This is a genomic window from Parabacteroides sp. PF5-6 (assembly GCF_029504695.1).
Lineage (GTDB): Bacteria > Bacteroidota > Bacteroidia > Bacteroidales > Tannerellaceae > QVMG01.
Genome location: NZ_JAQFIN010000003.1, coordinates 204,763 through 225,045 on the forward strand (window position 1 = coordinate 204,763; position 20,283 = coordinate 225,045).

The following is a 20,283-nucleotide window of genomic DNA, read 5'->3' on the forward strand; positions in this document are numbered from 1 at the left end:
ATGATATTCCCAATAATTGATGCACATGCTCACCTTTGGCTTCGCCAGGATGCCGAGGTCGAAGGAAAGAAGATACAGACATTAGACAATGGCAAGTCTGCGTTTATGGGGAAAATACGCCAGATGATCCCGCCTTTTATGACCGACGGGCGGAATACGGCGGAGATCTTTCTGTCCAATATGGACTACGCGCAGGTATCAGCCGCGGTGATTACGCAGGAATATATCGACGGCATGCAGAACGACTACCTGTTGGATGTGCAAGCGAAATACCCGGACCGCTTCCTGTGTTGCGGCATGGTGGATGCCCGTAAGCCTGGTTACCTGCCTCATGCCGAGGCATTAATTCGGCAAGGCTTCCGGGCGATAAAGATACCGGCACAACGGTTGATCACTGACAAAAGCCGCGTCTGGCTTACAAGCGATGAGATGATGGCGATGTTCCGCTTGATGGAAAAGAATGAGATCATCTTGTCGATCGACCTGGCCGACGGCGCAGCACAGGTAGCAGAGATGAACGAGATCATCGCCGAATGTCCCGCATTGAAGATCGCCATCGGCCACTTTGGAATGGTCACCCGCAAAGACTGGCAGGAGCAGATCAAACTGGCACGCCATGCGAACGTAAGGATCGAATCGGGCGGTATCACCTGGCTTTTCAATGACGAGTTCTACCCGTTCACCGGCGCCGTATGGGCGATCCGCGAAGCGATCGAACTGGTCGGCATCGAGAAACTGATGTGGGGCTCCGATTATCCACGCACCATTGTGGCTATCACCTACCGGATGTCCTACGATTTCGTCACCCGCTCGACACTGCTTACAGACGAAGAAAAGGCGTTGTTCCTGGGTAGGAATGCCGCGGCCTTCTACGGGTTCGACAACCTGCAGCCGCTTCCTTATATAAAGAATATGTCGGAATAATTAAACACAATAGAAGATGAACAAAACAGAAGGTTACGCACAGAAATCATACACTCTACCAACCAAGCGCTATTGCCAGACGTTGGATCTGAAGGACGATCCCGAGTTGATCCGGGAGTATATCAAACGCCACAGCGAAGCGCACCACTGGCCCGAGATCGCTGAAGGCATCCGTTCCGTCGGTATCCTTGAGATGGAGATCTACCAACTCGGCACCAAACTCTTTATGATCGTAGAGACCCCGCTCGACTTTGAGTGGGAAACTGCTTTCGCAAAGCTTGCCGGCTTACCCCGCCAGGCCGAATGGGAAGAGTATATGTCGTTATTCCAGGAAGCAGATCCGGGAGCTACCTCTTCGGAGAAATGGCAACAGATGGATCGCATATTCCACCTATATGAATGAGACTGAAACTTACAAATACAATAAATAAACATCATGAAAAAGAAGTTGCCCCTATTATGCATGGCGGCCTTATTGGTTTCCTGCCAGCAGCCACAGAGAAAGACCTACAATATCGACTCCGTGGCATCCCCTAAGGGAACGGAGGTGTTTCAGCCCAACTGGGAGAATATCGCGGAGAACTATCAGTTTCCCGAATGGTTCGTGGATGCTAAGTTCGGCATATTCATTCACTGGGGACCTTATGCCGTACCGGCTTTCGACAGCGAATGGTATGCCCGTAATATGTACCTGAAAGACAGCAAAGCTTTCCTGCATCACCTCGACACCTGGGGATCACAGGAAGAGTTCGGCTATAAAGACTTTATCCCGATGTTTGACGCCGCACAGTTCGATGCCGCCGAATGGGCGGATATATTCAAACGGTCGGGCGCAAAGTATGTGGTCCCCGTGGCCGAGCATCACGACGGCTTCTCGATGTACGACAGCGACCTGAACGAATGGAATGCCGCCAGGATGGGTCCGCATAAAGATATCCTCGGTTTATTGAAGAGTGCTCTCGAGAAAGAAGGGCTTGTCTTCGGCCTTTCTACCCACAGGGCCGAAAACGCCTGGTTCTTCAATGGCGGGATGAAATTCCCCTCCGATGTACAGGACATGAGTATTTCCCTGTACGGCAGACGCTACGAGAATGAGAAATACACGGACGACCTGGCCCGGGAATGGCTCACCCACACCTACGAATTGATTGATAAGTACGAGCCCAAACTGATTTGGTTCGACTGGACGGTAAACAATCCCGTGTTGATGCCTTATTTCAATAAGTTCCTGGCTTACTATTACAACAACGCCCTCGACTGGGGCGAAGACGTGGTCGTCAATACCAAACAAGGCTATCCCACCAACATACACGTATGGGATGTGGAGCGCGGCAAGTCAGGCAAAATGATGCAGTTCCCCTGGCAGACAGATACCTCAGTCGGTAAGCGGTCGTGGTCGTATATCGACGGAGAGGAAAACAAGACACCTGAACAGATTGTACACGACCTAATCGATATCGTCAGCAAGAACGGGAACCTGTTGTTGAACATCGGCCCTCGTGCCGACGGGACGATCACCGAAGAGCAAAAAGAAGTCCTGTTATCTATCGGCAAATGGCTCGAAGTCAACGGTGAAGCCATCTACGGCACACGCTGCTGGAAGAAATTCGGCGAAGGTGACGCAGAACCCACCAAAGGTTCATTCACCGATAACGAAGCAACACAATACACCGCGCGCGATATCCGCTTTACCACCAAAGGCAATGATTTCTACGCCATTGCCCTCAATTGGGATACAAACATGATCATCAAGTCACTCGATGCAAATGCCATTGCCGATGCGAAGATACAGAATATCACCCTCTTGGGATCAGACGAAAAGATCACCTGGGAGCAGACCAAAGACGGATTGAAAATCGCTTTCCCGAAGAACAAACCCTGCGGTTATGCCTATGCCTTCAAGATTTCTTTTGATAAAAAGGTTGGCGAACACCTGGAGTCCGAAGCCGTAAACGAAGTAATGAAACATGGAGCATAAAGGATCGATTACAATAATTATAATTAGACAAAAAAATGAGAAATAACATATTAAAACTCACATTATTGAGCCTGACATTACTGATAGGTCAGACAAGTTTCGCTCAGATAACCGAACGCCCGCGCCCGGCCGAATGGGATCAGTTGGTTAACGGCGCCCGCTTTATCGATCGCTTCCTGCCGATGCAGGGAAAAGTGTTGTCGGCAGATACCTGGGGAACTGCAACCACCGTGCCCCGGTATATCGATAACGGCATAGAAGACCGCATCTGGTCGTATTGGGGAGGCAACATCAAGAAAGGCGACGACGGCAAATACCACCTTTTTGTTTGTGGCTGGCTCGAGAACTCGCCCAAAGGGCACATGGAATGGGGCAACTCCTACGTCTTTAATGCGGTGAGCGATAACCTGACCGGACCGTTTATCCCCCGTAACATCATCGGGAAAGGGCATAACCCCGAAGTCTTCCAACTGAAAGACGGGCGTTATGTCTTGTATGTGATCAACAGACGTTACATCGCCGACAATATCAACGGCCCGTGGCAGCAGGATAAATTCGATTTCAACCCGCGCGACCGCCGCATTATCGAAGGGCTCTCGAACCTTTCTTTTGCGCCGCGCGAAGACGGCTCGTTTGTGATGGTATGCCGCGGCGGCGGTATCTGGATCAGCCGTGACGGTCTTTCGGAATACCAGCAGATCACCGACAAGCGGGTATATCCCGATGTCGACGGCCGATTCGAAGACCCGGTCATCTGGAAAGATCACGTACAATATCACATGATTGTCAACGACTGGCTCGGACGTATCGCCTTCTATCTCCGGTCGAAAGACGGTATCCAATGGGTGGTCGACCCGGGAGAAGCTTACAGCCCGGGAATAGCCATTCACCCGGACGGGCGGACGGAAGACTGGTTCAAATACGAACGCATCAAGATGTATCAGGATGAATACGGCCGGGCCATCCAGGCTAATTTTGCCGTGATCGACACCCTCAAACACGAAGATAAACCGTATGATAACCATAGTTCCAAGAATATCGGCATTCCTTTGAACCCGGGCGTCTTACTGACTGTTCTGGACACGAAGTCTATCACCGCCGGAACCCGGACGATCCGCGTTCGGATACAGGCCGAAGACGGTTTCAATCCGCAAACCGATATCGATCTGAACTCCCTGCGTTTCGGCGCTTCCGAAGAAGTGAACTACGGCCGCGGCTGCACCGTATTGAAAACAGAGAACGACGGCAACGACCTGATCGTCACGTTCGACGGCAAAGGAAACGGCATCACCCGGGAGGAGTTCGCTCCCAAACTGATCGGTCAGTACAATAACGGGCAAATGCTCTACGGCTACGCCCGCCTGCCCTATGTCAACTATATCGAACCCGTACTCTCCGCCCGCGCGCCTTCTTTCCACCCGGCGGACAACACATGTGTGATCGAAGTCGAAAACTTCGGACAGGTCGCTTCCGGCCAAGCTTCATTGAAAGTGGAGTGCATCCGCAACGGAAAGAAGGTCGTTGTCGCTTCCGGCAAAATTCCGGCCTTACAAGCGTACGAAAAGACAGAACTAAGCTTGTCTTCCAAAACTTTCAAGGCGGCAGAAGAAGAGCTCCTCGTTACGATCTATTCGGGCAAGAAGATCCTGTCGACCTTCACCCCTTATTTGAAAGAAAACAACTGAGCAACAAGCCTAATAAAACAACTCCCTATACACTTCGAGACGTGTATAGGGAGTTTTGTCATGCGCTTGGCAAAGTTTTGCCACGGCGTTGGCAAAGTTTTGCCAAGCGGGTGCAAACTTTTGCCAACGGCATGGCAAAAGCTTAGCCACGGTATAAACTCAAATCCCTACCGTCATTTTCAGAGGCATATCCGCCGAGGAACGGCCGACCAGCACTTCAAGCTGCCCGTTTTCCAGTTGCCAGCCGTTGGTGGATTCGTCCCAGTAGCGCAGTTCGGCGACGGGAACTTCCAGTGTAACGGTCCGTGTTTGGCCGGCGGCAAGGGTCACACGTTCGAAGGTTTTCAATTCTTTGTTTGGCCATTCCACTTGGGCATCGAGGCGACGGACGTAGAGTTGCACCACTTCGTCGGCTGCCATCGTGCCTTGGTTGGTCAGGTCGAAGCTTACTTTGATGATATCGTCGGCAGCGTATTGCTTTTTGTCGCTGCGGATGTTGGCATAGTTGAAGTCGACATACGAAAGACCGTGCCCGAAAGGATACAATACAGGTACACCTTTGGTGTCGAACCAGCGGTAACCCACCAATGAACCTTCCGAATAATAAGCCTTGGGCGAATGGATGTTCGGATCGTACTCGGCATCTCCCACGATGTCGTGGCGGAACTGAGCGGCAAAGACATCACCGTCGCTCACCACTTCGCTCGAGAAATTATTCAGGGCATACGCCGGAGAGTCTTCCAATTTCAGGGGGAAGGTGAACGGAAGTTTTCCTGACGGAGCAATCGTTCCCAGCAATACATCCGCCAGGGCGTGTCCGCCTTCCAGCCCGTTCCACCAGGCCTGTACAATCGCCTTCGATTTTTCTTCCACCACACGCAAATCGCAAGGGCCACCCGACACCACTACAGTGACGATATTGGGATTAACCTCCGCAAGCTTCGCGATGATAAGATCCTGGCTGACAGGTAAGGTGATATTCTCGCGGTCGACCCCTTCGCTTTCGATAAACTTATTCGTGCCGGCAAAGAATAATACCAGATCGGCATTGCGGGCAACGGAAAGGGCTTCGGCCAACAGTGTCGCGTCGGGCGCCTCGTCGAGGGTCTGGGCAAGCGTAGGATCGTTGGGCCGGTAAGCGGCAAACATACCCAGAAAGTTCTTATACGCCTGAGCGTATTGGATCTCCACCTGATCGCCCAAGCGGTTTTGAAGTCCCTGCAACGGCGTGATCTCGTAAGGCGTTTTAGCACCGGCACCCATACCTCCCCAAGCTGTCGGAGCAGTGGCATTCAGGCCGATAACGGCAATCTTTTTTGTCTTCGAAGGATTGATCGGCAATACGGTCTTTTCGTTTTTAAGCAATACGATGGCTTTGGTAGCCACATTGTAGGCCACCTCTTGCTGTTCTTTCTGGGAGATCTTTACGGTATTCGCTTTCTCATTGGGGATCGCTTCGACCGCAAAGCGAAGACGCAGGATCTCGCGCACCTTATCGTCGATAACCGATTCGTTCAGTTTGCCTTCGCGCACGGCCTCGATCAAAGGAGGACCGAAGAAGTTATCGCCGGTCATCTGCACGTTCAATCCACCCAGAGCAGCGCCCATCGTGCTGTGCGTGCCTCCCCAGTCGGAGACGGTCATGCCTTTGAAACCCCATTCCCCACGAAGGATCACGTTGTTCAGGTGGTTGTTTTCGGAGCCATAGTAGCCGTTCACCTTATTGTAAGCGGGCATCACACACATGGCGCCGCCTTCTTTCACGGCTGCTTCAAAAGCTTTGAGGTAGATCTCGCGCATAGGTCTTTCGGCAATGATCACATCGACGCTGCCCCGGTTGGTTTCCTGGTTGTTCAATGCGTAGTGTTTCAGGCAGGCGGCTGTTCCGGCATCTTGCATACCTTTGGTATAACCGACGGCCAGTACGGTATTCAAAGCCGGGTCTTCGCTGAAGTACTCATACGTCCGTCCCCCAACGGGTAAACGCTGAATATTCATTGCCGGGCCGAGGATAATATCTTTTCCGCGACGGCGGGCTTCGGTGCCGAGGGCTTTCCCGTAGTCGTAGGCCAGATCGTACGACCAGGTGGCCGCCAGGGCCGAACCCGTGGGGTAATACGTGGCCGAGTCGGTCGTCCAGTTCAAAGGCTGGAAGCCGTCGCCTATTTCTTCGCGCACGGCAAACGGTCCGTCGGCATATTTAATATCCTGAATGCCCAGACGGGGAACACCCTCCGAAGACATGATGGTTTTGCTATGCAACATCTCCACTTTCTCTTCCAGCGTCATCTGCGCGATGATCGCGTTGATCTTTTGATCATTCACGGTAAGCTTTTCCTGGGGCGTGTTTTGTGCATTCGCTCCTGCAATGGTAGTGATAATCATAAGCCGGACTGCGTTTTTAAGAATTCGTTTCATATCGTTTTCTGTATTATTAATTGGCATAATTCGCTGACGCAAAGATAGAGAACAGGCAGTGAACCGGCCGGCTTAAATGTTTTCAATAGTGAGGCAGTAAAGTCTACACAAGGGGATAGAATGTTTCGAAAGAGAGGCGTAAATGTTCCTTTATTTTGGTGGGAGTATTTGTTTGTTGATAATTATCAACAAATGACTACTCCGTATAATAGGCTCAAATACAATAGCTAAGTTCTATTGCTTTTGGGGCAGCTCCGGCATGAAATAAAATATCCCTGCGAAGAAGTTTTAGCTTCATCGCAGGGATATAAAAGAAAGAATTATCACTTCCCGAAATTGCGGCTCACAAACGGCAGGCAGGTATAGAGTGCCGAATGAAAATACTCCCAGGTGTGTCCACCGTCGCGTACGCGGAACTCAAGAGGGATACGCAGTTTGCGCATGGCATGGAAGAACTCGATATTTCGGTCCAAAAGGAAATCGTCGTCGCCACAATCGACAAACCAATTGACTGAACGCAATTCTTGTATGCGATCTTCATCGGCTTCTTCGACATACTTCACACAACTGTTTTCGATCACCGACTCGGTCAGGATCGCCAGTTTATCACCCGGTTCACGCGGTTGGGCTGCTCCCTGTTGGGGAATAGACATCAAAGCGCTGATGGCATAGACCGAAGAGAAGAGCTCCGTATGTTTTTGTCCGTAACCCGTAGCGCCACCGCCACCCATCGACAGGCCGGCAACGGCACGGTTGGCTTTATCTCCGATCACGCGGTAGGTACTTTCAATATGCGGCAATAGTTCGGTATAGAAAAATGTTTCGTATTTCCAGCCGGGCATATCGAAATAGCCGTTCCAATGACCCTCTTCGAAGCGACCACCGGCATTGGGGCTGACAATAATCATTTCAACGGCCTCGCCCGATGCGACCAACTGATCCATCACGTCTTTGGCATGCCCCCGGTCGAACCAGGCTCTATGGGTATCCGTCATGCCATGCAAGAGATACAGAATGGGGTACTTCCGGTTTGTATCCGCCTCATAGCTTTTGGGCAGAAAGATAGTATACTCCCGATCAGCATCGAGGACTTTGCTGTGGATACTGTGGGTCTCGACTTTGCTTTGCGGAGCCCGGTTCCACTGTGCGTTTGCTGTCAAAGCGAGGCAAACAATAAGAAAGGATAAGATAAACTTCTTCATGATATGTACATTGTATTGATGATTGTTATTGATATTACCATTCCACGATAAGGACATCCCACGGCTCCAATCGAATGGTTTCATTGGGCTTCAAGGTCTTACCTGAAATCAGTTCTTTGCCTTGCGGGTAAGCGTAGGTCAGTTCTTGTGTCTTATCACTGTAGTTGAACAGGTAACGGATGTTTTTGCCTTGTTTGTTTACGCCCGCGCGCTCGATGATCGGGAATCTCGGGTGGTCTTTGGATACGACTGCGGCTTCTTCGGCTACCTTTTTCACGACGGCTTCCAGTAATTCCTGCGAGGGATAGGTTCCGATATAAGTCAGTTTGCCTTTGCCGTATGAGTTCTCAGTGATCACCGGCCATTTGCCGAAGAACGGATGCTCGGCATACGCCAACGGTTGGGCAGTTTCGGGGATCAGGAATTCATACCATTCGCCGATCTGTTTCGAGTCTTTCAGGTTAAACGGATTGTCTTTCAATGCCAGGTTGCTGATCGTTGAGTATTCCTGGTAATAGAAACCGCAGGCATTGCGCAACGGGCCGGGAGCCAGCGTTGCCCGAACGGCTGAATGTTCGTTCGTGTATCCGCTTTTGTGCATCATCACTACATGTCCTCCGGACTTCACGAATTGGTCGATCTGCATCAGGAGCTCGTCGGTTGCCACATAAAGGGGAGGAATGACCAACATGGTGTAGCCGCTGAAATCGGTTATCTTATCGCAAGGCACGATGTCGGTCTCGATATTCTGGAGATACAACGCTCGGTGTACCATATCGATCGGGTAATTGCTCTTATTGGTATAAGGCATAAAGTTCAATGCATGGAAAGAGTCGTGGCTGTACAGGATAGCCACTTTGTTTTTCTTTTTCAGGTCGACAATCCGGTTACCGATCTTTTCCAGTTCTTCGGCCGTAGTCTTGAATTCATTGTATATACGGTTGGGCTGCAGATCGTGCCCCAAGACACCGCGCCAATAGGTTTCCTGTCCGTAGTGCAGGGTTGCCCAATGCCAGTATTCCACCATATTGGCACCCGAAGCATAGTGTCCATATACGTTTTGACGCAATTGCTTGTCATAAGGAGGATATTGTCCTTTAGCATCCCAGCCTATGCCCTGGGCGTTGGTTTCCATCACAATGTAGTTGTTGTGGGCTACGGTGCGCACGAAATCGCCGGCATAAGCAATGTATTGACCGTCTTGTTTGTCCTGCACATCGTGGTAGATATTAATCGCCGGGTATTGCATCTGCCGGAAACTCTCCACCTGGTCGATATTGTGGAAAGCAGGCATAAAGCAATGGGTCACGAACTGATCCTTGCGCTTGTACTCGTTCACGATATCGCATTGCCAGTTCAGGAAGTCGGCAACCTCTTTGCGGTTATAGCGCTCCCACTCATTCTTATAGGATGGGTTGGTCACTCCGTCGCGCGTATAAAACTCTTCCCAGGTGTTGATGTTCATACCCCAGTAATTCATTCCCCACTCTTTGGTGAGCGACTCCAAACTGTTATTGAATTTGTTTTTGATATAATTCCGGAAGCCAATGAAATAGTCCCGGTTGTTCACGCCACGCGCTTCCGTTTCATTGTCTACCTGATAGCCGATAACACCGGGGTGCTGGGCGTATCTCTCCATCAGTTTACGGATGATGCGCTCGCTATAATACTTAAAGGTGGGATTGGTGAAGTCGATATTCTGCCGGATACCATAATAGGCTTTGTTCCCACGCTGATGTTCGGCCATCACTTCGGGGTGTTTGTATGCCAGCCAGGCCGGGATTGAATAAGTGGGTGTTCCCAGAATCACTTTAATGCCTGCGTCGTGCATCTTGTCGATGATGCGGTCCATCCATTCGAATTCGAAGACACCTTCCTGCGGTTCAAAGACGCCCCAGGTGGACTCTCCTACCCGGACAACCGTCAGTCCGGCGTTCTTCATCAGCCGGATATCTTCATCGAGACGTTCGTTCGGCATATACTCATGGTAATAAGCCGCCCCATAGAGCGGTTTGTCGAAAATATACTGCGCTTTCGCTTGCAATACGGCAATCAATGCCAGACACACAATGAATTGGATCTTTGTCTTCATGATAGTATTAATTACATGAGGTGTTCTCTGCACACTGTATAGAGTATCACAAAAATAGAATAAAAAGCGATGCACCCGACAGTAAACACTTTAGAAAAGCACGCGTTATCAAAAATTCCCCTATTGTGATACAAAAGTGCCCCTTTATGCACTATAAGACAGGCATATTCAAAACATCTGAGAGCGGTGAAGTGAACAGGATATTGTATTTTTGCAAAGCGATAATTCCCGTTAAAGACAAACTTAAATCCGCAATACTCAAAATTTAATAGATCATGAAACAAGTAATCGTGTACCTATTTACCCTGATGTTCGCCCTGCAAGGGTGCAACGATAAGGACAGGTCAGAAAAGAAAGTAAGAAAAGTGAATCTCTTCAATTCCGAATGGAGATTTATCCTGGGAGATCATCCGGAAGCTTCGAAGGAAAGCTTTGATGATACTTCCTGGCGTGTATTGAATCTGCCACACGACTGGAGCATCGAAGCCGACTTCTCTCAAGACAATCCGGCAACTCCCGGAGGCGGTGCGCTGCCGGGCGGTATAGGCTGGTACCGGAAAACATTCAAAGCGGACGCTGCCGACGAAGGGAAAAACACCTTCATTGAGTTCGACGGCATATACTGGAACAGCTCCGTATGGATCAACGGCCAACTGCTGGGCGAAAGACCCAACGGCTATATCTCCTTCCGTTACGACCTTACTCCCTACCTCAAATACGGACAATCCAATACGGTTGCGGTAAAGGTAGACAACTCCCAACAACCCAACTCACGCTGGTACTCCGGCTCGGGCATCTACCGGAATGTCCGACTCGTCACGGTCGATCCATTACATATCGGCCATTGGGGCACTTACGTCACCACCCACGATGTCTCGGCGGAGTCGGCCGGGATCAATCTCCGGATCACATTGGAGAATAAGAGTAAAGAAAGCCGAAGTGCTGAACTCGTATCGGTTGTCAAAGATGCCGATGGGCATATAAAAGCAACAATAAGTAATCGGATCACCATTCCGAAAGAAGAGAAAGCGGAAACCGAACAGGTGATGCGACTGGAAAAGCCAATGTTGTGGTCGGATACCCATCCGTATCTGTACCGTATCACTACGCAGGTCATTGAAAACGGCAAGATAGTCGATGAGTACGACACGCCGTTGGGCGTTCGATCCTTTACGTTCGATCACGCCAAAGGGTTTATCCTGAACGGCGAACCGGTAAAGATCCTGGGCGTATGCCAACACCATGATCTCGGATGCCTGGGTTCGGCGGTGAATGTACGTGCTTTGGAGCGTCAACTGCAAATCCTGAAAGAGATGGGATGCAACGGTATCCGCACGGCCCACAACCCACCGGCGCCGGAACTGCTCGAGCTTTGCGACCGGATGGGCTTTATCGTGCAGAACGAAGTCTTCGATATGTGGCGCAAAAGGAAGTCACCGCATGATTACGCGCAGTTCTTTGCCGAATGGCACGAGCGCGACCTGACGGATTTCATCCTTCGCGACCGCAACCATCCTTCTGTCTTTATGTGGAGCATCGGCAATGAGATACTCGAACAATGGACGGATATGAATGTAGATACACTCGATCTGCAACAAGCCAATATCCTGTTCAACTTCGCCAGCAAGATGAGTGCGGACAAACAATCGGAGAACTTACACGTCAACTCCCTGCTCACCATCAAGTTGGCCAATATGGTAAAAGAGCTCGATCCCACCCGTCCCGTGACTTCGGGCAATAACGAGGCACGGCCTGTCAACCACCTCTTTCAATCCGGCGCGATGGATATACTCGGCATCAACTACAACGATGGCCTATGGTCGGAACTGCCCGAGATGTATCCCGGACAGAAGTATATCATCACCGAGTCGACCTCCTCACTGATGTCGCGCGGCTATTACGAGATGCCTTCCGACCAGGTGTTTGTCCGTCCCGACCGTTGGGATATTCCTTACTCGAAGCCGGGTAATCAATGCTCATCCTACGACAACAGCCGCGTACCCTGGGGAACGACCCACGAACGCACCTGGCAACTGATCAGGAAACACGACTTCCTCTCGGGCGTCTATATCTGGACCGGCTTCGATTACCTGGGCGAGCCGACCCCCTACTGGTGGCCTTCGCGCAGCTCGTATTTCGGGATCGTCGACCTGGCCGGCTTCCCTAAAGACGTATATTATATGTATCAGAGCGAATGGACCGATAAGGAGGTCTTACACCTCTTCCCCCATTGGAACTGGCAGGCCGGTGAGACCGTCGATATCTGGGCCTACTACAACCAGGCCGATGAGGTGGAACTCTATCTGAACGACCGTTCATTGGGCAAACGCACCAAGAAAGACGACGAGATGAAAGTATGGTGGCGCGTTCCCTACGAAAAAGGCACCTTGAAAGCCATCTCACGCAAAGACGGCAAAGAGGTCGTTGTACGCGAGATCCAAACCTCCGGCGAGCCGGTTGAATTGCGATTGACCGCCGACCGCAACACCTTGAATGCCGACGGCACAGACCTCTCGTTCATCACCGTTGAAGCGTTGGATGCCAACGGCCACCCTGTGCCTGTGGCTGATTGCATGATCGATTTCAGTATCACGGGCAACGGCTTTATTGCCGGAACAGACAATGGCAATCCGACCGATCACCAATCGTTGAAAAAGCCCGCGCGCAAACTGTTTAACGGCAAAGCATTGGCCGTCGTTCAGTCGGATGGCAAAAAAGGAAATATCGAACTGACGGCAACCGCCGAAGGACTTAAGCCTGCGACCTTGCGTATCCATTGTAAATAATTATTAAACTTCCATATCATGAAAAGATTCGTATTCACTGTCGTTTGTATATTGTCTGTCCATCTTTTACAGGCACAATACACTTATCCGTTCCAGAACACCGCCTTGAGCGACGCCGAACGCGTGGAGAACCTATTATCCTTGATGACCATCGATGAAAAGGTAAATGCATTATCCACCGATCTGGGAGTACCCCGCCTGGGCATACGCAATACGGGACATTCCGAAGGATTGCACGGCCTGGCACTCGGCGGGCCCGGCAACTGGGGAGGAATGCAAATGAGAAACTACAGGATGGTGCCCGTCACCTACCCCACCACCACCTTCCCGCAGGCATACGGCTTGGGAGCGACATGGGATACGGAGTTGATCCAAAAGGTAGCCGATATCGAATCGACAGAAACCCGCTACTATGCACAAAACGATCGTTACCAGAAAAGAGGACTCGTCATGCGGGCACCCAATGCCGACCTGGCACGTGATCCGCGTTGGGGACGTACCGAAGAATCTTTCGGGGAAGATCCTTTTCTTACCGGTGAGATGACGGTTGCCTTCGTCAAAGGGCTGCAAGGCGACCACCCGCGTTACTGGAAAACCGCCTCGCTGATGAAACATTTTCTGGCCAACAGCAATGAAGACGGGCGCGACTCTACCTCGTCCAACTTCGACAACCGCCTCTTCCAGGAGTACTATGCTTATCCTTTCCGTAAAGGCATCGTCGAGGGAGGTTCGCAAGCCTTTATGGCGGCTTACAACAGTTGGAACGGCACGCCTATGACCATACACCCCGTATTCGAAAAGATTCGCAAGGAATGGAATATGAAAGGTATTATCTGTACCGACGGCGGAGCGTTGAATCTATTGATCACTGCGCACAAAGCTTTTCCGACCCACACAGAAGGCGCGGCCGCTGTCGTTAAAGCAGGCGTAGGCCAGTTCCTCGACACCTATAAGCCATATATATACGAAGCCCTTTCGCAGGGATTACTCACCGAAGAGGAGATCGACAAAACCCTCCGAAGCAATTATTTCATTGCCCTCCGCCTGGGCCTGCTCGATGCGACTCAGGAAAACGTGCCCTACGCACATATCGGTGTGACCGATACCGTTGCACCGTGGAATAACAAAGAGGTACAGGAATTCGTCCGCCTCGTCACCGCCAAATCCGCGATCCTACTAAAGAACGAGAGAAACCTCTTACCCTTGGATAAAAACAAAGTGAAATCCATCGCGGTGATCGGCCCGCGTGCCAACGAAGTACTGGAAGACTGGTACAGTGGAACTCCCCCCTACGTCGTAACGATCCTGCAAGGGATAAAAAATGCCGTAGGCGATCAGGTGCAAGTCTATTACGAACCGACGGATGAAATGGGACAAGCAGTTATCGCCGCCCAAAAGGCAGATGTAGCTATCGTCTGTGTCGGCAATCATGTGTACGGCACCGATCCCAAATGGAAATACTCTCCCGTTCCGAGCGACGGCAGAGAAGCCGTCGACCGTAAAGCATTGTCATTGGAACAGGAAGACCTGGCCCGGCTCGTCTACAAGGCCAATCCGAATACGATCATGGTACTGGTCAGCAGCTTCCCTTTCGCTATCAACTGGTCGCAAGAGAACCTGCCTGCCATCCTGCAGATCACCAACAACAGCCAGGAGCTCGGCAACGGTCTGGCGGATGTGATCTTCGGACAGGTCAATCCCGCGGGACGAACCACCCAGACCTGGGTGAAGAGCATCGCCGACCTGCCCCCGATGATGGACTATGATATACGCAACGGCCGAACCTATATGTATGCCAAAGAAAAACCCCTCTACCCTTTCGGATACGGACTGAGTTATACGACGTTTAGTTACTCCAACCTCACGGCCTCCACCCGTACGCTGCAAAAGGGCGAGACGTTGAACGTCTCGGTAAACATCAAAAACACAGGGGCAAGAGATGGAGAAGAAGTCGTGCAATTGTATGTCTCCTATCCCGACTCCAAAGTGTCGCGACCCGTCAAACAACTCAAAGGTTTCCAGCGCACAAGGATTGCCAAAGGAGAAAACCGGTCATTGACCTTCGAATTGAAAGCCGAAGATCTCGCCTACTGGGACGATGCCGCGAATACGTTTGTGGTAGAACCCGGCAAAGTGAACATCATGGTCGGCGCCTCTTCGGCAGATATCCGAAGCGCGATCACCGTGCAGGTAAAATAAGCGGGATTGATATTCAAGCCATACAAGTTATTATGAAAAGAGAGCGCCAATGTGCTCTCTTTTTTTGTGCATTTTCCAATAGAATCACTATCTTTACGTGAATAATCATTTAAAACTCACAGCACTATGAAAGAAAATGAATTCTCACCCGATCAGATGTTTCTGGAAAATGCAAGCAAATTCCCCTACGACGAAACAGTTAGGTTGCTTACCGACCGAATTTCAGCTATTGGCTGGAAAACCTCAATGATTCATGACTTGCAAGCTACCTTGAAGAAGAATGGAAAAGAGGTATTGCCGATAAAGATCTTTGAACTGTGCAACCCGGTTTACTCCGGTCAACTGCTTGAAGTAGATTCTTTGAAAATCTATTCCTCCATGATGCCTTGCCGATTGTCGGTCTACGAGAAAGAAGGCGGAAAAGCCTATATCTCCCGCATGAATTCGGCAGCGATGGCCGCCAGCATAGGCGGAAAGGTGGAAGAAGTGATGCGTAAAGCTTTTATTGATATCGAAAAGGTACTGGAATACTTTATTACCGCCTGATCAATTCTTTTGGCATTTGACCTGTATCATTCATAAACCGGGTGAGATGTGAAGGTTATTTAGCCACGGATTGCGCGGATTACACGGATTATGTATTTTGTTTGTGGATACTAAAACTATCTTGAAATGAAATTTTCTTTCTCCCCTGAAAATCTATGTCATCCGCGCAATCCGTGGCTTTCTTCAAATCCTTTTCTACTCTCCCGCTTCGCGCCTTCTAACTTCTAACTTCTAACTTCCAACTTCTGAAAAAAATCTCCCATTTTTTCCCCAATTTCCTCCCCTATTTTTCCGACAGCTATAAGACCCTGTATTTTAGCGTATTGCCGAGAGTAGTTATTTGTTGATAATTATCAACAGATTTGTTGATAGTTATCAACAGATCTGTTGACAATTGTCAACAAATGTGTTGACGGTTATCAACAAACAAATACTCCCGGCAAAAGGGAAATTAGTCCCGTGAATTTGGATTTAGATTCGTAGCAATAAACTACCCCGGGGCAAGCCGGGAAACAAATATTCAATAACTTTGTAAAACCCCGGTAGGGTAAAATAAATATTGTGCGATATAACCTAAAAAAGCGGGAAAGCGATTGTGGATAAAGCTGAGTTCAAACATATATTCGATCAATATTTCGATACGATCCGTTGTTTCGTCTACTACCGTTGTGGCGATAAGGAGACGGCTTCTGATATCACACAGGATCTGTTTATGAAGGTCTGGGAGAAGAAAGAACAGCTCGACCCGCGTACAATCAAGCCATTGCTCTATAAGATGGCAAACGATCAGGTGATCAGCGACTACCGCAAAACGCTTTCACAACGCAACTATGCGGAAGATATGGCAATAGAGCGTGATAATCAGACGCACTCACCGGAGGAACAAATGCAATTCGAGGAACTGAAACAACAGTATGCGGATGCCCTGAATGCGATGAACGAAGGCCAACGGGTCGCTTTCCTGATGAGCCGCAACGATGAGTTGAAATATACGGAGATATCCGAACGCCTGGGGATCAGTGTCAAGGCAGTAGAGAAAAGGATGACTGCCGCACTGAAGGTTTTGAAACTGAAATTGCTTTAAATAAAGAAGATATGCATAAAGAAGAGCAAATAAAAATAGTACCTCAGTGGAATAAAAACAAAGAAGAGATATGGGATGAACTGTTTGCCGCGGCAGACGAGACACCGATAGCAAAGAAAGCGTCGTTTTCTCTGCGGAAGGTGTTTATGTATGCGGCGGCAGCGGTTTTATTGCTGTTATTGATCGTGCCGGGATATATGTTTCTGCATACGCAAACGTTTATGGCTGCCAAAGGGGAACATCGCTCCGTTACGCTTCCCGATGGTTCAAATGTTCGGTTGAATGCCGATAGTCGTTTGATTTACAAGCCGCACTGGTGGCGTTTCTCACGGGATGTTGAGATGGAAGGGGAAGCTTATTTTGAAGTCACCAAGGGAAGCCGTTTCACGGTCGGCGCCTATGGGAAGAATGTGGAAGTGTTGGGCACCTCTTTTAATGTCTTTGCCCGTTCGGAAAGATACGTCGTCACCTGTCTTACCGGAAAGGTGAATGTGAGCGACGCACAGCAGAGTGTCATCCTCACTCCCGGCATGCAAGCCTTGTATTCCGGCGATAGAATGGTGGCCGAAGAAGTCGGCGAACCTCAATTGGCGACAGCGTGGACGACCTATCACTTCTACTTCTTGAAGACTCCCCTGGAAGATGTTTTATGCGAGATAGAAAGGCAGTATGCGATCGTGATTGAACGGCCGGAGAAGAATGACTATCTTTACAGCGGCAATTTTGCCCGATTAGATGATCCGAAGGAAACGCTGAATATCATCGGCAAAGCTTTTGGCATCGCATTTAAGATTAAAGAATAGTTGAAACGTTTACTGACTATCCTGGTTCTTGTGGGTGCATTCGTTTTTCCGTTGTCTGCCCAACAGATACGCTTGCAGGCCTCCGACACACCGTTGGACCAGGTGTTGAGTACATTGAACGTTGAATTATCGTTCGACAGTAAAGCGCTTTCCGTTTACCGGGTGAGTGTAAACCGCGACTTCTCTTCCTTCCGCGAAGCCATTGATTTTCTTTTGCAGGGAAAGCCTTTTGTATGCGAGCAGATTGGCAAGGTATATGTCATTGTGCCCTACGAAGAGGAGGTCATCGCACCGGTTCCTATTCCGGAAACATACACCTTGTCGGGCGTACTGACGGACAAAGACAATGGCGAGCGATTGCCTTATGCCCATATTCTTACCGCGCAGGGAATGATCGTAGGAGATGAAAATGGCTTTTTCAGTGTGAAGAGCAATCGTCCTGTTCCGCTGCGTATGCGGTTTACGTACCTTGGTTATCATCCGGTCGATACCCTTTTGATGCCGGGTTCCCATGTTATCAATCTGTCGTCGCAGCCTATGGTAATGGATGAGGTGTTTGTCTCACCGGCTAAAAGCGCCATGATGATGCAAACGGGGCGTACTTCCGGAGAAGTGCGTGTCAATCATGCGATTACCCGTTATATGCCGGGTAGCGGCGACAACTCGGTGTTTAATCTTTTGCGTATGATGCCCGGCGTGCGTGCTTCGGGAGAGCCCAACGAAGAACTGATCGTATGGGGCAGTGAAAGCGGGGAAAGCAAAATCACATTCGATGGTTATACGCTTTTCGGGTTGAAGAGTTTCAGTGATAATATCAGCTTTATCAATCCCTATATGGTCAAAGAGATCCGCCTCAACAAAGGCGGAATGGATGCTTCGGAAGGCAACCGCATCGGGGCTACGGGCCATATTACCGGAGTTGACGGGAACCTGTCGGCGCCTTCTTTCAAAGCCAACGTAAGTAACCTTACGGCTAATCTTTTCGGTTCGCTGCCGGTGACGAAAAGATCTGTCCTGATGGTCGGCTACCGCCAGACTTATTATAATCTTTACGATGTGGAGAAGCTCAATCCGTATGGCAACAGCCACGGAAATACAACCGGGGGAAATGGGAATGAAGGCAATGGAAACGGAGGTAAAGGGCATGGTTCTGGTAGTGGTCAAGGTCCGGGAAGTGGACAGGGTTCACAGGCAGGGAATAATGATTTCTATATCTACCCCGACTATGCTTTTCGGGATGTGAACGTGAAATATAGCGGTAGCTTTTCGGACCGGGATAAATATGCCTTATCGTTCTATGCTGCCGATGATGATTTTGACTTTACAGTCGCGCAGGATAATGATTTCAATCTGGACGCGGCAGAGAAAAGCCATCAGCAAGCGGGTTCGTTCGCTTATGACCGGATGTGGAACAATACTTCGAAAACAGGGATACAGGTTTCTTTCTCCCGCTTGAAAACCAAAGAGGACCTGATCAGCAGCGTGCAAGGCAACCAGGCGGTGCCCGAGATCGCCAGCCATTCCGAAAACCGGATCAGCGAAGTGACTGCCCGGTTAAATCATTCTTTCCCTTTAGGGTACTTTCAGCAGTTGGAAGCCGGCGGCGAATTCACTCACTATACCGACGAATTGAACGGAGTCAATCAAAAACTCTCTAAACCGACCCTATATGTTACCGACCGGTTTACCCTGGGCAATCTATCCCTGAATGCCGGTTTGCGAACGGACTTTATTCCCGGAAAGGCTTACTTTCAACCGCGCGCCTCTCTGCGATATAGAATAAATAAAGATTGGACGGGCACCGCTTCGTGGGGACTTTACCGGCAATATATCGCCCATATTCCGGTGGAAGACGAAGCCGGGAATTTTGTTTTCGCCTGGCAGATACAGGAAGACAACGCGCCTTCGTCGATGCAATCGGCTGCCGGTATTGCTTTCAACCGCAACGGATTACTGATCAGTGCAGAGGGCTATCACAAGAAAAACAAAGATGTCGTTCGGATCTCGGACGCTGTGTACCGGACGGATGTCGATATGACCGGGTTCGATGTCTTCCTGAAAAAAGAGTTCGATAAGGTTTCTCTCTTTGGCTCTTATTCTTTGTCCCATCTCTCGGAACAGGTTACGGAAACGGGACACGAACTGAAAGCGGGAACTATCCTTTCGTTCTCTCCGTTTACATTTTCGGCCAACTATGTTTTCGGCTCCGGCTTTTCTTATCCTTATATCGGAGGGCATGGAATACATGGAACGGGCACGGGACAAGGGCAGTCGAACAACCATGCCGATATGGAGAAGAACTACAGCCGACTCGATGTGGCCGCGACTTACAGTTATTCCTTTCCGAAACTGAAACTGCAAACCGGGCTTTCGATTATCAATGTGTTGGGAACTGAAAACATCAAATACGCCTATCGACTTCCCGCACGCGAAGACGTAACCAATGTGTTCACACAGGCACAACCTTTTACTCCGACACTTTTTATTGAAATTATATTCTGAAAACAGGTAGGGTAATCTCCCCTTTGTGCGGTTTACCTTAAAAGCAATGAACCATTGATTATTA

General features: G+C 49.8%; 13 protein-coding genes. 10 read left to right on the forward strand and 3 right to left on the reverse strand.

Annotated elements, in window-relative coordinates:
* The 4 genes from M2133_RS05090 to M2133_RS05105 are packed head-to-tail and all read left to right on the forward strand — an operon-like array spanning position 1 to position 4,587.
* Complete coding sequence (locus M2133_RS05090) at positions 1 to 924, forward strand: amidohydrolase family protein (RefSeq protein ID WP_277464911.1); 924 nt, start codon at positions 1 to 3, stop codon at positions 922 to 924.
* A 16-nt stretch (positions 925 to 940) separates the two neighbouring features.
* Positions 941 to 1,327, forward strand: coding sequence for an L-rhamnose mutarotase (locus M2133_RS05095; protein WP_277464912.1), 387 nt, complete (start codon positions 941 to 943; stop codon positions 1,325 to 1,327).
* A 33-nt stretch (positions 1,328 to 1,360) separates the two neighbouring features.
* A complete protein-coding gene (locus tag M2133_RS05100) occupies positions 1,361 to 2,902 on the forward strand; it encodes an alpha-L-fucosidase (RefSeq protein ID WP_277464913.1) in 1,542 nt (513 codons plus the stop codon).
* A 35-nt stretch (positions 2,903 to 2,937) separates the two neighbouring features.
* The gene (locus tag M2133_RS05105; RefSeq protein WP_277464914.1) at positions 2,938 to 4,587 is read left to right on the forward strand and encodes a glycoside hydrolase family protein; all 1,650 of its coding nucleotides are present in this window, start codon (positions 2,938 to 2,940) and stop codon (positions 4,585 to 4,587) included.
* Positions 4,588 to 4,746: 159 nt separating this feature from the next.
* Here M2133_RS05105 and M2133_RS05110 read toward each other — a convergent pair whose 3' ends face one another.
* The 3 genes from M2133_RS05110 to M2133_RS05120 all read right to left on the reverse strand — a co-directional run bounded on the left by M2133_RS05110 (position 4,747) and on the right by M2133_RS05120 (position 10,299).
* Positions 4,747 to 7,005, reverse strand: a complete 2,259-nt coding sequence (locus M2133_RS05110) for a glycoside hydrolase family 3 C-terminal domain-containing protein (protein WP_277464915.1) — start codon at positions 7,003 to 7,005, stop codon at positions 4,747 to 4,749.
* 323 nt (positions 7,006 to 7,328) lie between these two features.
* On the reverse strand, positions 7,329 to 8,207 hold the full coding sequence (locus tag M2133_RS05115) for an alpha/beta hydrolase-fold protein (protein WP_277465106.1): 879 nt from the start codon (positions 8,205 to 8,207) through the stop codon (positions 7,329 to 7,331).
* Positions 8,208 to 8,241: 34 nt separating this feature from the next.
* Complete coding sequence (locus M2133_RS05120; RefSeq protein WP_277464916.1) at positions 8,242 to 10,299, reverse strand: beta-galactosidase; 2,058 nt, start codon at positions 10,297 to 10,299, stop codon at positions 8,242 to 8,244.
* A 275-nt stretch (positions 10,300 to 10,574) separates the two neighbouring features.
* On the opposite strand from M2133_RS05120, the gene M2133_RS05125 reads away from it, so the two are divergent.
* From M2133_RS05125 to M2133_RS05150, 6 genes are all read left to right on the forward strand, one after another.
* Entirely contained in the window at positions 10,575 to 13,085 is a 2,511-nt protein-coding gene (locus M2133_RS05125; protein ID WP_277464917.1) for a sugar-binding domain-containing protein, read from the forward strand.
* Positions 13,086 to 13,103: 18 nt separating this feature from the next.
* The gene (locus M2133_RS05130) at positions 13,104 to 15,284 is read left to right on the forward strand and encodes a glycoside hydrolase family 3 C-terminal domain-containing protein (RefSeq protein WP_277464918.1); all 2,181 of its coding nucleotides are present in this window, start codon (positions 13,104 to 13,106) and stop codon (positions 15,282 to 15,284) included.
* Between the two features lie 126 nt (positions 15,285 to 15,410).
* Positions 15,411 to 15,830, forward strand: coding sequence for a DUF302 domain-containing protein (locus M2133_RS05135; RefSeq protein ID WP_277464920.1), 420 nt, complete (start codon positions 15,411 to 15,413; stop codon positions 15,828 to 15,830).
* A gap of 595 nt (positions 15,831 to 16,425) precedes the next feature.
* The gene (locus M2133_RS05140) at positions 16,426 to 16,914 is read left to right on the forward strand and encodes an RNA polymerase sigma-70 factor (protein ID WP_277464921.1); all 489 of its coding nucleotides are present in this window, start codon (positions 16,426 to 16,428) and stop codon (positions 16,912 to 16,914) included.
* An 11-nt stretch (positions 16,915 to 16,925) separates the two neighbouring features.
* On the forward strand, positions 16,926 to 17,717 hold the full coding sequence (locus M2133_RS05145) for a FecR domain-containing protein (RefSeq protein ID WP_277464923.1): 792 nt from the start codon (positions 16,926 to 16,928) through the stop codon (positions 17,715 to 17,717).
* Positions 17,718 to 20,219 (forward strand): TonB-dependent receptor, encoded by a 2,502-nt coding sequence (locus M2133_RS05150; protein WP_277464924.1) that lies wholly within the window; start codon positions 17,718 to 17,720, stop codon positions 20,217 to 20,219.
* The last annotated feature ends 64 nt before the right edge of the window (positions 20,220 to 20,283 follow it).

Bases quoted from the DNA above. Each gene is read 5' to 3' on its own strand.
- M2133_RS05095 (WP_277464912.1), top strand. From the start codon at position 941: ATGAACAAAACAGAAGGTTACGCACAGAAATCATACACTCTACCAACC.
- M2133_RS05115 (WP_277465106.1), bottom strand. From the start codon at position 8,207: ATGAAGAAGTTTATCTTATCCTTTCTTATTGTTTGCCTCGCTTTGACA.
- M2133_RS05105 (WP_277464914.1), top strand. From the start codon at position 2,938: ATGAGAAATAACATATTAAAACTCACATTATTGAGCCTGACATTACTG.
- M2133_RS05110 (WP_277464915.1), bottom strand. From the start codon at position 7,005: ATGAAACGAATTCTTAAAAACGCAGTCCGGCTTATGATTATCACTACC.
- M2133_RS05090 (WP_277464911.1), top strand. From the start codon at position 1: ATGATATTCCCAATAATTGATGCACATGCTCACCTTTGGCTTCGCCAG.
- M2133_RS05120 (WP_277464916.1), bottom strand. From the start codon at position 10,299: ATGAAGACAAAGATCCAATTCATTGTGTGTCTGGCATTGATTGCCGTA.
- M2133_RS05125 (WP_277464917.1), top strand. From the start codon at position 10,575: ATGAAACAAGTAATCGTGTACCTATTTACCCTGATGTTCGCCCTGCAA.
- M2133_RS05135 (WP_277464920.1), top strand. From the start codon at position 15,411: ATGAAAGAAAATGAATTCTCACCCGATCAGATGTTTCTGGAAAATGCA.
- M2133_RS05100 (WP_277464913.1), top strand. From the start codon at position 1,361: ATGAAAAAGAAGTTGCCCCTATTATGCATGGCGGCCTTATTGGTTTCC.
- M2133_RS05145 (WP_277464923.1), top strand. From the start codon at position 16,926: ATGCATAAAGAAGAGCAAATAAAAATAGTACCTCAGTGGAATAAAAAC.
- M2133_RS05130 (WP_277464918.1), top strand. From the start codon at position 13,104: ATGAAAAGATTCGTATTCACTGTCGTTTGTATATTGTCTGTCCATCTT.